Origin of the sequence: Polaribacter sp. BM10 (genome assembly GCF_002005425.1) — a bacterium.
GTDB classification, from domain to species: Bacteria; Bacteroidota; Bacteroidia; order Flavobacteriales; family Flavobacteriaceae; genus Polaribacter; species Polaribacter marinaquae.
In genome coordinates this window covers 2,503,881-2,518,410 of the sequence record NZ_CP019704.1, presented here as the reverse complement: position 1 = coordinate 2,518,410, position 14,530 = coordinate 2,503,881, and the positions used below count along the sequence as shown (strand labels likewise).

Below are 14,530 nucleotides of genomic sequence, written 5' to 3'. Positions count from 1 at the left end.
AATTTAAATTTATAGTTTTTGATTTCTAATTTTTGATACGATAATTCCTTCTGTTGATAAAAAAACGAAAGTGGGTAATAAGAATGATAATTTTGCTATAACAGACAAAGAATCTCTTTCTATTATTGATGAATAAAAGGCTACGCAAAAAAACAGTAATTTTAAAAATAAAGCTCCTAAATATATATAACCTAAGTCTTCTGGTTTTTTATTAACACTTTGAAGTAATAATAAATTTACACAAATTAGTATAGAAAAACCGCTATGAAAAAGATATAGTTTTTGCAGGTTAAAAGGTAGTATTTCTTTATAACTCTCTATAATAATTTGATGTAAAAAAAAGCCTGAAAAATGTAAACCAAGAAAAACTACGAGTACAATTACTATTTTTTTAATCATTTATTTTATTTGCTTGTTTAATAAGAGCATATGTTGCTAAAAAAATAGCAACTAAAGTAATTGTTGTTGTTAAAAATGAAGTGTCTAACTTTTTATCTAACCATTCTCCTAAAAGAAAGCCTAAATATATTGTTAACCCCATTTGCAAGCCTGCACCAGATAACTGTATTGCTTTATTAAGCGGTTTTTTCTGAGCGTTTTTTTGTTTCATTACCACTTTTATTAAGTTCTTTTAATGCACCCTTCATTGCACAAGTAGCATTAAAAGTGGCACCTGGCTCTATAGATAATTTACCTATAACCACATCTCCAGAAATATTTGCTGTACTTTTTATTGTTAACGTATTTGCTACAGATAAATCTCCAGAGAATTTACCTTCTATATCTGCATTAGTAGATTCTACAGTACCTTTTATTACACCTTCAGAACCAATAATTACTCTTCCTTTAGTTATTAAAGTACCTTCTAATATACCGTCTATTCTAAAATCTCCTTCAGAGACAATATCTCCTTTAAATGTAGAGTTTTTGGCAATTACATTTCTTTCCATAGTTCTTGGGTTTGCTTTTTTCTTTTCTTTTTTAGGTTCTTTGCTGCTAAACATTACTCTTTTGTTAATTGTTTTAAAATTTCTTTCGCTTTTTTTCCTTCTTCTGTACTTCCGTAATTAATAGCAACAAATTCTAATGCTCTTTTATAAGTTTCTTTATCTAGGTACTTACCAATTGCATATGCTTTTAAAAGCTCGAATTTTGGTTTTAATTTAGAATTGTTAATTGTAGGTAAAACATCGTTTACATTAACAAGAACATTTTTAAACTCTCCTTTTTTGTAAAGATAATATAGTTTTTTGTAAGTTTTTTCTACCTCGTTTATAACTTCTTTATTTTCTATTTTATTTTCTGGATTTTTTATAATCTGAGCAAAAACCGTGTTGGGATATTCTGATAGAATAACATTTTTATGTGTATTCGATTTTTCTAAATTTCCGTTTTTATTATAAATTTGATACAAATGCCAATTTATTGGTAATACTAACTCGGTTTTCGGGTTTAAACTAAGCACTCTTTCTAATCTTCTTATTGCTAAGTTTTCGTTTTTAAATTGTTCTTTATAAATTAATCCTAATTCGTATAAAGCTTGATTTCTATCTATTTTTAAAGTGTCTATTTTTTGTTTTTCTGTAGGAATTGTTTCTAAATAACTAGCTAAATTGTACCTAGTATTTATTTTTGAAACATTTACAGAATCGGTATTTCTAGTATTGATGCTTGCATTTGCAGACCAACGCCAATTGTCTTCTAACTTTCTGTTTCCCCAAATTTTCTGGAATTCTGTTTTACCAAAACTAACTACTTGGTTATTATAAAAATACCATTCGCCTTTACTATTGGTTTGTAACGAACTTGTATTTGCACCAAATGCTATTTGATTTAGTCTTAATTGCGCAGCTTCTTCGTCTTGCTTTTTTAAATTTTCTATATAATTTTTAAAATAAGATTCTTGTTCATTTTTTGGTAAAGATGCAATTCTAATTATACTATCGTTTGTAGCAACTACATTTTCGAAATTAATTAACGACGCTAAGTTTTTATACTTTCTTTTTACTCTTCTAATTCGAAGTGCTAAAGAATCTGTAGAAACATTTAAAACACTATCGTAATAACTACTCGCAAATTGATACTCAGAGTTTTTAAAATATAAATTTCCTAAATTCTCGTATGTAAAACTTTTCTGCTTATCGCCACCATTTTTTGCTCTTAAAGATCTATTGTAATAATCTACAGCCAAAGAAATACTATCGTTTTTTTCATGTAAAGAGGCAACTTGATAATACAACTGATCTAAATATGGTCTATTATCTCTATCTTCTATTAATTTCTCTAACCTAGACAAAACACTTGATGAAATAGAATCGTTAACAACGTTCTTTGCCAATTCTATATTTGCATGAATTTTATATTTGTATGGTGCTTTTTTAAAGTTTGCAAGTTTGTTAAAAACGGCTGCAGCAGAATCTTTTTTGTTTTCATTGGCATACATTTGCCCTAAAACAAACATGTTTCTAGCTGCTTGTGCTTTATTTTCTTGTGTTCGTGTAGCTAAAATTAAATGTTTTTTTGCTTTTTGTAAACTATCAGATTTTACATAAGCCATTGCCAAAGCTGTATTTGCTTGCTCTTTGATATCATTTGGCAAATCTGCTTCTAGAGTATCTGTAACCACCAATAAAAGTTTCATGGTTTCTATGGCAAACTCTTCATTATCCATTCTAATATTTGCTTTTGCACGCCAAATTTTAGTTTCTGCAATTAAATTTGCATTCGGATAATTTGCAATTACATAATTAAATGCTTCTACAGCAGGTACAAAACGTTGCGAATAATAACGGGCTTTACCAAGTAATAAATAAGCATCGTCTATTTTTCGGTTTCTCTCTAAACCGTTAATATTCATGCCATGTTTTTGTATTGCTTTTACCGCTTTTTCTTCTGCCTTTTCAAAAGGACCAGCAGGTTGTGTAGTTGTTGTTTTTTCTTTTTTGCTACCAAAACCAGCTCCGAGACTATTATTTTTAAAAGTTGGCGCAACAATTTTACGATCATCAAAAACAATTGGTTCTATTGGTAGTTGCTGAAACCAATCATCTTTATAACCTTGGTTAATACCTTCTATTCCTTTTTTTAATGCTTCTTCACCATTAAACAAAATATTAAAATGAGACGTTAAAGCGTGGTAGTTTCTACTAATAACAGTATCTTTTTTTGTACTACATGCGTAGATTGTTCCTAAAAGAACAGTAAATAGAAGTATTTTGTTTAGTTGTTTCATAAAATTAAAAAACTCTTATCTAAAACTAATTTCTAGTGAAAATAGTATAAATAAGAGTGTAAAAATAGTAATAAATTAAGAATAGACTAAAATGTAAGAAAACATTTATGCTATTGTGGCTATTTGTTTTGTTTTTAATTTGTTACAAAGCAAAATAACTTTCTAATTCTTTTAAGGTTTCTTCGGATGTTTTTATGTCGTTTACCACGGTTCCTTTATCTAAAACCACAATACGTTCGCAAACTTCTGTTACATGTGTTAAATCATGACTAGAAACTAAAACGGTAATATCTCTATCTTCTGTTAGTTTTTTAATAATTTGCTTTAATCTAATTTGTGTTGTGGGGTCTAAGTTTGCAAAAGGCTCATCTAAAATAACCACTTTAGGGTTACCCATCATTGCAGCAACAATGCCCGCTTTTTTCTGATTTCCTTTACTTAAATCTCTTAAATATTTCTTTTTCCCAACAATTTCCCCATTAAAAAAATCTTCGAACTGTGCTATAAATTTAGCAACATCTTCTTTATTCATACCTCTTAAATCACCAATAAAATCGAAATATTCTTCTGGTGTTAAATAAGATATTAAAAAAGATTCGTCTATAAAAGAACCCGTAAAATTTTTCCAATCTTCGCTTTCACTAACAACTATATTATTGTTTTTAACAGAACCAGTTGTTGGTCTAATTAAATCTAATAAAATATTAAATAAAGTAGTTTTACCTGCACCGTTATTACCAACCAAACCAAAACTTTGACCTGTTGGAATGTCTATTTTTTCTACGTTTAAAACTTCTGTTTTTCCGTATTTTTTTGAAACTGTATTTATTGTAATCATTGTATTTTCTTTTTAGGTTTAATTATGCTTCTTTTCCGAAGGCATTAATCATCACATATTTATTTTTTATGTACTGTTTTTCTATCAGGTTTAAAGCATATTTTTTACATAATAAACTTATTATTCCTATAGATGCTACTACGATGTAACCAGAATTACCGCCCACAAATTTGTCGAACAACCAAAAAACCAACATAGGAAAAACCATTAATGGCAGTATAATTAAAAACTGAGTTGCACTTGTACCTTGTGTGTTACCAAATCCGCTTTTATTTAAATCGATTCTTTTTCTATTAAAAGATCCTGCAAATAATAAAAAGAGTGAATTAAAACCAATATTAAAGATTGCACCGGCGGTAATCATTAAAAAAATATCGATTCCGAAATACAAATACGGAAAACTTAATATGTATAAAAAAGAAGTCATAAATACCATTAAAATCCACTTAGATTCTAAAAACTTACGGTATTTAAAACTCTGACTCATTAACATTTTATAATGCGCACTATCCCAAGCAGGAATAAACTGACCGTAATTTAAGGCAAAACCACCTGTTACAAATAAAGAGGCAAACATTAACATTGCTGGCATTTCTCTGTATGTTTTTTGGGTGAAAAATATCAATCCGTAGAACAAAAATAAAAACGACATTAAAAAGACCGTTTTTGTTCTTTTATTTCGCCAAATTAAACGCATATCGTTTTTAATAAATGGCGCAACATCTCCTAATTTATCAGTAAAAGATAAATCTAAAGATTTTGCTTCTTCTACTTTTTGAGAAACTGCTTCATCTAAATATAAAAGATTTCTTAGTTGTTTATAATTTAATTGATACAACACAACTAAGACAACTACAAAAATTAATGCATAAATTGGGTTTTGATAGATGCTATCGAAAATTGAACCTGCGTATGCTGTAACATCAAAAATATTAAACTTTTGTAAGCCAATTAAAGCTAATAAAGTTACTACAATTGTACCAAGTGCAATATTGTTTTTATTAATTAAGAAATTTAAAAAGTTTGCCGATTGAATAATTAAAACTATTGCAAATAACCAACCTAAAACACCAGAAGTATTGTAACCTTCTTTTATTATAACTACAGAAAAAGGGATATAGAAAAATAAACCTAAGATGTTAAAAAACGAAATAGAAGACTTACCTAAAACATAATGTACCAATTTACTTTTTTTAATTGGTAAAATTAACATCGGTTTTATATTCATAACAGGCAATTTCTGCATTAGGTATCTAAAAATTAAATCTCCTAAAATTGCATATAACAAATAAGAATTTACCAATTGTAGTGGGTCTGATTCTGGAAATTGTTTCTTTAAAATATAATAACCTCCAATACCTATTATTAAAAAAGTAGCTAAAAAATACAGGACAAAAAAGCCCATAATTATTTTAATGGCAATACTTTTTCCGAAGGAAGCCGATCGAAGAAATTGCTTCCATTCTAGTTTTAAAAAGCGTAACATCATAAGTTTAGTAATTAGTTAGATTGATAATAAGTAGTTAAGTATTACAATTTGTTACAAATTATTTACAATTTTATACTCGGGATAGGTTTCTATTAACAATTGTTCTGCTTTTTCTGGCAGCACATAATTAGAAATATAAAACAAAATGCACAACAACGTTAAGACTACAGAAATTGCAAACAGCCAATAGATATTTAAGTGACTAAAATCGAACCTAGTTAAGTTAGCAATGTTAAATAAGTTTACAAAAGTAAAACCAGTGTATGTATTTTTGGTTGTACCAAGCATTGCCTCTAACAAAAAAATTTTCTCTTTTTTAATTTCTTTTTCTTTATGCTTTTTTCTGATTTTATAAGCACTGATTCCTTCTAAGCTTATTAAAATCAATAAGGTTCCTAAAAAAATATATTCTGAAAACTTTACTTGTAAAACAGTAAAAAATGCTAAAAAAACAGTACTTGTAATTACAATTTTTGGAAGCGTAAACCAGTCTTTGGCAAAGTTTAGAATAATGCTCCAGTAGCGTTTATTCATTTGTTTTTGCTTTTCTTCTACGACATCCATAAAACCAAAAATACCAAATTTTTTAAATGATTTATCTCGTGCTTGCTCAAAAGTTAAAAGTGGCTGCGCCACCCAAATTTCTTCAATATCATTTGCCAAATGATCTACCAATTCGCTTTGTACATCGTAATGATAAACGTAATGTTTCCTTGTAAATTTAAAAAGTTGCTCTATATGATTTTGAGTAAGTTTCATTATCAAAATAAATTATGAAATTTATATTCTGGATACGTTTCTTGTAGTAACTCTTCTGCCTTTTTAGGAATAACAATTAGAGATACATAACCAAAAAGAATTAGTAAAGTAATTATAGCAGCAGATAAAGCTTTTCTAAAATCTCCCATCAACAAAAAATCTTTCGCATTATCTGGAAATAAAAAGTCGAAAGCATACAATAAAATTAAAGCAGAATTACCAATACCGTTAATAGCGATGATGTTTTCGAACATCCATTTTTTGCCAGTTTTATTGGTTTTCTTTTTTAATTTTCTACTATTTTTAATTATTGTATAGCATTCTAAAAGAATTACAACAATAAAAACGGCGATATACATATTGTATGCATTTGGTAATTTTTGTAATTGATAAAAACCTAAAAAAAGCAATGCTGTAAGCACTATTTTGGGCAATCTAAACCATTCTTTTATAAATTTTAGAATAATTTTAAAATACCTTTTTGTCATTTGAGTTTGTTTTTGTTCTACAACATTCATAAAGCCAAAAACACCAAATTTTTTAAATGATTTATCTCGTGCATCTTCAAATGATAAATCTGGTTGTGACTGCCAAATTTCTTCAATATCATTTGCCAAATGATCTACCAATTCACTTTGTACATCGTAATATTCTACATAATGTTTTCTAGTGAATTTGTAAAGTTCTAATATTTGAAGTTCTGTTAGTTTCATTGTAATAATTGTTTACGCATATTTTCAACTCTTTTAATTGCTTTTACATAAACTTGATACCCTGAATAAGTAAAAATAAAATGTACAGGAATAATAATAAATAGAATTATTTTATGAAATTCTTGAGGAAAACCGTCTTCTACTCTAACAAATGTCACTATTGCATTTAGTATTAAAAAAGACAACATTAAATAATTTAAACCATAATCTTTATGAACAGATTTTCCATACTTTTTAGTATACATTTTGTATAAGACAAACACAAATAATATAAATGGTAAGAAAAATAAAGTATGACTTATTTTTAAAAAAACTTTAGGTTCAAAAACTTCTGAAATGATATAATATCCCAATAAAAAAAGAGCTAAGACAATTAAGTTTTTTATGTTTTTGAAAAAATCTACAAAACCTTTAAAATATATTTTCCGGTAATATTTATTTACATTTTTCCATCCATGTTTATTGACATCATTAAAACTACCATGCCAACCTAAAAGCACAAATGAATTCTGAACCATTTTTTTAAAATCAGCTTCAGAACTATTTACATTTAAATTTTTTTCAAGATCAGAAATTACATGATCTAACATTTCTATTCTAATATCCCAATATTTTACACCTTCGTTTTCTAAACGATGTTCTATGTATTGTATTTGTTCTTTTGATAATTCCATAGTTACACAATTATACTTGGATATTGTTCTTTTACCAATTTTTTATTTTGGCGAAAAACAGATTCTCCAGACCAATAAAACAAAACTAACAACACAAAAACGCCCAAATGAATATTGTTTTGCATTGGATTTAAAAAACTTTCATCGCCTCTAAAATTAGTTATCGAGTTAAAACAAATGAAAATTAAGTTTAACACTTGTAAAAAATTATTGGTTTTGTTTAAAACTAAAAAGGGTTCTTTTTGTTCTTTTTTCGATTTTTTGTTTTCATAAAAAATTCGAAGCACTAGAAATAATAAAACACCATATAAACAAAAGAAGAAATTTTCTTTGTCTTCAAATAAATTCATCAACAAAAACAATACATAAAATAGTGCTCCAGAAATAATGATTTTAGGTAGTTTAAAAAACGTAATTAAATGTTTAAAAGACTGTTTGTAAAACTTTTTATTTACAGATTTTGTTTTCTCATTTAACAATTTACTAAAACCGCTATCAGAAAAGTTTCTGTGAATGTTTCTAATTTCTTTTTTAAAATCTAAATCTGGATTTTTATCTAATTTAGTTTCTAAAATATTGGCAAAATGATCTACAATTTCTGTTCTAACATCGTAATATTTTACACCACAAGAAAAGATGTAATTGTCTATTTGTAAAAGTTGTTCTTTTGTTAATTCCATAACATTAGTCTAACAAGTGTTTGTATTTTTCTAAGATGATTTTTCTATGTTTTCTCAAAACAATAAAAGCTGCAACACCATAATTAATCGTAAATAAAGTATAAACTATAAATAGATAATTATTAGAAGTTATATAATGTTGAAAATCGAAACTTAACGGAAGTTGAACCATTAAGAATGGCAACCAAATTTCTGAACCTAAAAGCTTAACTTCTTCTAACTTTTTTAATTTCTTTTTATTTATCATTCCAAATAATAGAGATGCAGACATAATTATGGCTTGTGAAATAACTAGTGAAAACCATAACCATTTATCGTTTAAAATTTCAGCAAAAAAATAAAAAACAATAACAACTAATAACGAATAAGGAATCAATTTGAAATCAATAAAAAGTCTAAAAAACTGCTCCCAAGTTTCTTTTCTGTATGAGATTTTAAGAGCACTCACTCCGTTAAAAACAAACTTTTTTATAAACTCTAACTCATTAGATAAATATTGAGATAAATTACCATTTTCTGTTGTAGCTTCAAAATCAGAAACCAAATGATCTACCAATTCAATTCTAGTTTCATGAGAAATACCTGGATATTTTCTTAACAAGAAATCGTTTAAAAAAGTCAACTGTTTTTCGGTTATTTCATAACGTTGTTCCATATTACTCCAAACTTAATTTAGGATTTACCAATTGCTGCATGGTTCTTAAAAACTCTTGCATTTCATTTAACTTATTGGCAGTTTCTTTGGTTCCAGATTCTGTTAATTTGTAATATTTTCGAAGTCTATTGCCCACTTTTGCAACCTCAACATCTAGCAAACCATCAGCTTCTAATTTGTGCAATGCAGGATACAAAGCACCTTCTGTAATTTTTAGTTCGCCTTTGGTAAGTTCTTTTACTTTCTGAGTAATTTCATAACCATACATTTTATCATTAGTTTCTAATAATTTTAAAATGATGGTTTGTAAAGAACCTTTGTATAATTTCTGATTTCCCATTTTTTTGGTGTGTTTTTGTCACTTCAATTTAAAAATCATCTAAATTGACAACTTTTAAATATATTTCGTCAAATATACATAATTTTCTTATACATAGAATTCTTATGTATTTGTTTTTTGAATAAAAAAAATCCTGAGTTTTTTAAAACTCAGGATTTAATTTAAATACTTCTTTTAAGAATCGTTATTACTTTTCTACTTTTAAAACCTCTTTAATTATGCGTTCTAAATCTGCTTTTGGTAAAGCTCCGTTTGCCATTTGTGGTTCTCCTTCTGCAGGACAAAATAACATAGATGGTATGCTTCTAATACCAAAAGCGGCAGATAATTCTTGTTCTGCTTCGGTATCAATTTTATAAATATCTATTTTACCTTCGTATTCCTTAGACAATTCTTCTAAAATTGGCGCAATCATTTTACAAGGGCCACACCAATCTGCATAAAAATCTATTAATGCTGGTCTTTTACCTTCAAATTTCCACTCTTTATTTTTTTCAAAATTAAATACTTTTTCTAAAAATGTTGCTTTTGTTAAATTTTCTGTCATATGAATGTTTTTAATTCAACTTTGTTGAATTTTAATTTTATAATTATTTTACTACAAAATTAGTCGTAAAAACCTCTAAAGTATTACAAATAGCTATCGATAACAAATATCGTAAAGTTAAAAACAGTTAAATCATTCTTTAATAAAGCGATTATAATTTAATTTTGATAAAACAATTAACTTTGTTTGGTATATTAAACATCATAAACACACTTGCATTGATTTACCCAAAAACAGAAAAAAAACCAGTTGTAGACACTTATTTTAACACAGAAGTTACAGATAATTACAGATGGTTAGAAGATGATAGAAGCGTAGAAACCAAAGATTGGGTAAAAGCACAAAATAAGGTTACTTTTAACTATCTAAATCAAATTTCTTACAGAGATCAATTAAAAAATCGATTGGCTAGTTTATGGAACTATGAAAAAATAGGTACGCCTTTTATAGAAGGCGATTACACATATTTTTCTAAAAATAATGGTTTACAAAATCAGAGCGTAATTTATAGAACCATAGATAATTCTGAACCAGAAATATTTTTAGATCCAAATACTTTTTCTAAAGACGGTACAACTTCTTTAGGCGCATTAAGTTTTTCTAAAGATGGTAAAACCGCCGCATATTCTATTTCTGAAGGTGGTTCTGATTGGCGAAAAATAATTATTATTGATGTTGTTTCTAAAAAACAAAAAGAACCGGTTATTGTTGATGTAAAATTCTCTGGAATTTCTTGGTACAAAAACGAAGGTTTTTACTACTCTAGTTATGATAAACCAACCGGAAGCGAGTTGTCTGCTAAAACAGATCAGCATAAATTATATTATCATAAGCTAGGAACTTCGCAAGAAGATGATATTGTTATTTTTGGCGAAAAAACATCAGAAAAACACAGATATATTGGTGGCTATGTTACAGAAGACAATCGTTTTTTAATAATTACTGCACAAATTTCTACTTCTGGTAACAAATTATTTATCAAAGATTTATCCGAAGAAAAAAGCACACTAAAACCAATTATAGAAACGCTAGAAAGTGATACTTATGTAATTGATAACAAAGCTTCTACGCTTTTTTTAGCAACCAATTTAAATGCACCCAATAAAAAAGTTGTTACTGTAGATTTTTCGAATCCTACACCAAAAAATTGGCAAGATTTTATACCAGAAACAGAACATGTTTTAGCTATTTCTAAAGGCGCAAATTATTTGTTTGCAAATTATATGGTAGATGCGGTTTCTAAAGTTTTTCAATACAATTTTAATGGCGAATTTATAAGAGAAATTTCTCTACCAGGCATTGGTTCTGTTACGGGTTTCGGTGGAAAAATAGAAGCTAAAGAATTGTATTTTTCTTTTACGAATTACAACACTCCGAATTCGTCTTATAAATTCAATCCAGAAAATGGCTCTTACCAAACATATTGGAAACCAAAAGTGGCTTTTAATACTGATGATTATATAAGCAAACAAGTTTTTTATCCGTCTAAAGATGGCACTAAAATTCCGATGATTATTACACACAAAAAAGGAATTGAGTTAAATGGCAAAAATCCTACTATTTTGTATGGTTATGGCGGATTTAATGTAAGTTTAACGCCTAGTTTTAGTATTGCAAATTTAGTTTGGATGGAGCAAGGTGGTGTGTATGCTGTTGCGAACTTGAGAGGTGGCGGAGAATATGGTAAAAAATGGCACAACGCGGGTATAAAACTTAAAAAGCAAAATGTTTTTGATGATTTTATTGCGGCGGCAGAGTTTTTAATTGATAGTAAATATACTTCATCAGAATTTTTAGCAATTCGTGGTGGTTCTAATGGCGGACTTTTAGTTGGCGCAATTCTTACACAAAAGCCAACTTTGGCAAAAGTTGCATTACCTGCTGTTGGGGTTTTAGACATGTTGCGTTATCATACATTTACTGCAGGTGCTGGTTGGGCATACGATTACGGTACTGCAAATGACAACAAAGAAATGTTTGAATATTTAAAAGGATATTCGCCTGTACATAATGTAAAAAAAGGAATTGCATATCCTGCAACATTAATTACCACCGGAGATCATGATGATAGAGTTGTGCCAGCACATAGTTTTAAATTTGCTGCAGAATTACAAGAAAAACAAACAGGCAAAAATCCAACATTAATAAGAATAGAAACCAATGCGGGCCACGGAGCCGGAACACCTATTGCAAAAACGATAGCACAATTTGCAGATATTTTTGGTTTCACTTTATTTAACATGGGCTTTAAAAAACTGCCTAATAAACTTAAAGACAGGTAATTAATTTAAAAATAATTCTTTTTAATTATTTAATTACCTTTGAAAAACTCACTTAAACATCTAGTACTGTTAAATTATGTAACATATTACTATTTGAAAAACTTATTAACGTAAAACTCAAATTATATAAAGAATGAAAACAGTTAAAAAAGTTCTTTTTACAACTGCAATTGCATCTTTTGCTTTTGTTGCTTGTAAAGAAGAAAAATCAGAAGAAAGATCTGCAGGAATTATTATAGAAAACATGGATACTTCTGTAAAAGCATCTGACGATTTTTTTAGACACGTAAACGGTACTTGGATAGATAAAACAGAAATTCCAGAAGACCGAACATCTTGGGGTGGTTTTGGTGAGCTACGTAAAAAAACAGATGAAGATGTTTTAACTATTTTAAATGATGCCATAGCGCAAAAAGATTTTCCGAAGATAAAAGATGCACAAGGAAATGAAATAGATTCAGATCAAGAAAAAGCAGTAAACTATTACCAAACAATAATGGATACTGTTGCTAGAAACAAACAAGGCAAAGCACCTGTAATGCCTTTTTTAGCTAAAATAGACGAAATAAAAACAAAAAAAGATGTACAAAACTACATTACCAATATGGCGCCTTATGGTGGTGCTGGTTTTTATGGTTTTGGCGTTTATAACGATTTAAAAAACAGCAGCCAATATGCAGGTTATATGGGTGGTGGTTCTTTAGGTTTATCTAGAGATTACTACGTAGATGCAAAAGTTGCAGATAAATTGGCTAAATACGAAATATTTGTTGCTAAAATGCTTCAAGAATTTGGTGATGATGAAGCTACAGCTAAGAAGAATGCTGCTACAATTGTTGCTTTTGAAACTAGCTTAGCAGAACCAATGATGACAAAGGAAGAACGTAGAGATACACGTAAAATCTACAATCCAATGTCTGTTGCAGAGTTAACAAAATTAGCGCCAGCTATCGATTGGAAAGCTCATTTAGAAGGAATTGGTGTTACAGACTTAGAAACAATTATTGTTACAGATCCTGCTTATTTTAAAGCTATGAGTAAAATTTTTACACAAAGATCTGTAGAAGACATGAAATTATTATTCCGTTGGAACACTATAAACAGTTCTTTAAGCTCTTTATCTACAGACTTAGAAACTGCAAATTGGGAGTTTTATAGCAAAGAAATGCGTGGTGCTAAAAAACAACGTGCAAGAAACGAGCGTGCTTTAGGTAACCTAAACGGTGCCATTGGTGAAGCTTTAGGTAAATTATACGTAGAAAAAATGTTTCCGCCAGAAGCAAAAGCAAAAGCAAAAGAAATGATAGACAATGTAATGTTAGGTTTCGAAAAAAGAATTGCTGGTTTAGAGTGGATGAGTGCAGAAACTAAAGAAAAAGCTTTAGAAAAATTACATAAATTAACTGTAAAAATTGCGTATCCAGATGTTTGGAAAGACTACTCAGAATTACAAGTTAAAGGTTTAGACGAAGGCGGTTCTTATTTTGAAAACAGTATTAATGTTACAAAATGGAACTACAATAAAAATATGGCTAAATTAGGTAAAGAAGTAGACAGAACAGAATGGGGTATGTCTCCGCAAACTGTAAATGCTTATTTTAATCCTACAAATAACGAAATTGTATTTCCGGCAGCAATTCTACAGCCTCCGTTTTACGATTACAAAGCAGATGAAGCTGTAAATTATGGTGGAATCGGAGCAGTTATTGGTCATGAAATTTCTCACAGTTTCGACGATTCTGGATCACGTTTTGACGGTGACGGAAACCTTAAAAACTGGTGGACAGAATCAGATTCAGAAAAATTTGCAGTAATTGGTAAGCAATTGGTAAAACAATACTCAGATATTATTGCTATTGATTCTATGCACTTAAATGGCGAATATACGTTAGGTGAAAACATTGGCGATTTAGGTGGTGTACAAGCAGCTTACGAAGGTTTACAAATCTTCTTAGAAAAAAGCGGTAGACCAGAAAAAATTGATGGTTATACACCAGAACAACGTTTTTTCCTTTCTTGGGGAACCATCTGGAGAACTAAAATGCGTGATGAAGCTCTTAAAAACTTAATCATGACAAATACACATGCACCAGGAATGTACAGAGCATACATGCCACTTAAAAACGTAGATGCTTTTTACGAAGCTTTCGATGTTAAAGAAGGCGATAAAATGTATTTAAAACCAGAAGAAAGAGTAAGAATATGGTAAGTTCGTAGAACTTTTTAGTATAATTTTCTTTTTAAAATTTATACATTAAAATTCAAAACCGATACGAAAGTGTCGGTTTTTTTATGTTTTTTTGGGCGTTACCTAAAGGTCG

Annotated in this window: 15 protein-coding genes; 2 read left to right on the top strand and 13 right to left on the bottom strand. The window is 28.7% G+C overall.

Annotation, left to right across the window (positions count from 1 at the left end; translation table 11 throughout):
* Positions 1 to 9: 9 nt before the first annotated feature.
* From BXQ17_RS11140 to trxA, 13 genes are all read right to left on the bottom strand, one after another.
* On the bottom strand, positions 10 to 399 hold the full coding sequence (locus tag BXQ17_RS11140) for a DUF6168 family protein (protein ID WP_077810725.1): 390 nt from the start codon (positions 397 to 399) through the stop codon (positions 10 to 12).
* The gene (locus BXQ17_RS11135; protein WP_077810724.1) at positions 392 to 610 is read right to left on the bottom strand and encodes an AtpZ/AtpI family protein; all 219 of its coding nucleotides are present in this window, start codon (positions 608 to 610) and stop codon (positions 392 to 394) included. The genes BXQ17_RS11140 and BXQ17_RS11135 overlap by 8 nt, the downstream gene beginning before the upstream one ends.
* A complete protein-coding gene (locus BXQ17_RS11130) occupies positions 576 to 1,004 on the bottom strand; it encodes a polymer-forming cytoskeletal protein (protein WP_077810723.1) in 429 nt (142 codons plus the stop codon). The genes BXQ17_RS11135 and BXQ17_RS11130 overlap by 35 nt, the downstream gene beginning before the upstream one ends.
* Positions 1,004 to 3,232 (bottom strand): tetratricopeptide repeat protein, encoded by a 2,229-nt coding sequence (locus BXQ17_RS11125; RefSeq protein WP_077810722.1) that lies wholly within the window; start codon positions 3,230 to 3,232, stop codon positions 1,004 to 1,006. Before BXQ17_RS11125 ends, BXQ17_RS11130 begins: the two co-directional genes overlap by 1 nt.
* A 142-nt stretch (positions 3,233 to 3,374) precedes the next feature.
* Positions 3,375 to 4,070, bottom strand: coding sequence for an ABC transporter ATP-binding protein (locus tag BXQ17_RS11120; protein WP_077810721.1), 696 nt, complete (start codon positions 4,068 to 4,070; stop codon positions 3,375 to 3,377).
* 22 nt (positions 4,071 to 4,092) lie between these two features.
* On the bottom strand, positions 4,093 to 5,559 hold the full coding sequence (locus BXQ17_RS11115) for a DUF5687 family protein (protein WP_077810720.1): 1,467 nt from the start codon (positions 5,557 to 5,559) through the stop codon (positions 4,093 to 4,095).
* Between the two features lie 51 nt (positions 5,560 to 5,610).
* The gene (locus tag BXQ17_RS11110; RefSeq protein WP_077810719.1) at positions 5,611 to 6,318 is read right to left on the bottom strand and encodes a hypothetical protein; all 708 of its coding nucleotides are present in this window, start codon (positions 6,316 to 6,318) and stop codon (positions 5,611 to 5,613) included.
* A 2-nt stretch (positions 6,319 to 6,320) separates the two neighbouring features.
* A complete protein-coding gene (locus BXQ17_RS11105; protein WP_077810718.1) occupies positions 6,321 to 7,031 on the bottom strand; it encodes a hypothetical protein in 711 nt (236 codons plus the stop codon).
* A complete protein-coding gene (locus BXQ17_RS11100; protein ID WP_077810717.1) occupies positions 7,028 to 7,705 on the bottom strand; it encodes a hypothetical protein in 678 nt (225 codons plus the stop codon). The genes BXQ17_RS11105 and BXQ17_RS11100 overlap by 4 nt, the downstream gene beginning before the upstream one ends.
* Before the next feature lie 2 nt (positions 7,706 to 7,707).
* Positions 7,708 to 8,385 (bottom strand): hypothetical protein, encoded by a 678-nt coding sequence (locus BXQ17_RS11095; protein WP_077810716.1) that lies wholly within the window; start codon positions 8,383 to 8,385, stop codon positions 7,708 to 7,710.
* 4 nt (positions 8,386 to 8,389) lie between these two features.
* The gene (locus tag BXQ17_RS11090) at positions 8,390 to 9,040 is read right to left on the bottom strand and encodes a hypothetical protein (RefSeq protein ID WP_077810715.1); all 651 of its coding nucleotides are present in this window, start codon (positions 9,038 to 9,040) and stop codon (positions 8,390 to 8,392) included.
* Position 9,041: 1 nt separating this feature from the next.
* Positions 9,042 to 9,380 (bottom strand): PadR family transcriptional regulator, encoded by a 339-nt coding sequence (locus tag BXQ17_RS11085; protein WP_068363465.1) that lies wholly within the window; start codon positions 9,378 to 9,380, stop codon positions 9,042 to 9,044.
* Between the two features lie 187 nt (positions 9,381 to 9,567).
* A complete protein-coding gene (trxA, locus tag BXQ17_RS11080) occupies positions 9,568 to 9,927 on the bottom strand; it encodes a thioredoxin (protein WP_077810714.1) in 360 nt (119 codons plus the stop codon).
* 191 nt (positions 9,928 to 10,118) lie between these two features.
* On the opposite strand from trxA, the gene BXQ17_RS11075 reads away from it, so the two are divergent.
* Positions 10,119 to 12,209 carry a prolyl oligopeptidase family protein gene (locus BXQ17_RS11075; RefSeq protein ID WP_254712421.1) on the top strand — a complete coding sequence of 697 codons (2,091 nt, stop codon included), beginning with the start codon at positions 10,119 to 10,121 and terminating at the stop codon, positions 12,207 to 12,209.
* A gap of 133 nt (positions 12,210 to 12,342) precedes the next feature.
* Positions 12,343 to 14,418 carry a M13 family metallopeptidase gene (locus tag BXQ17_RS11070; protein ID WP_077810712.1) on the top strand — a complete coding sequence of 692 codons (2,076 nt, stop codon included), beginning with the start codon at positions 12,343 to 12,345 and terminating at the stop codon, positions 14,416 to 14,418.
* Positions 14,419 to 14,530 lie beyond the last annotated feature (112 nt).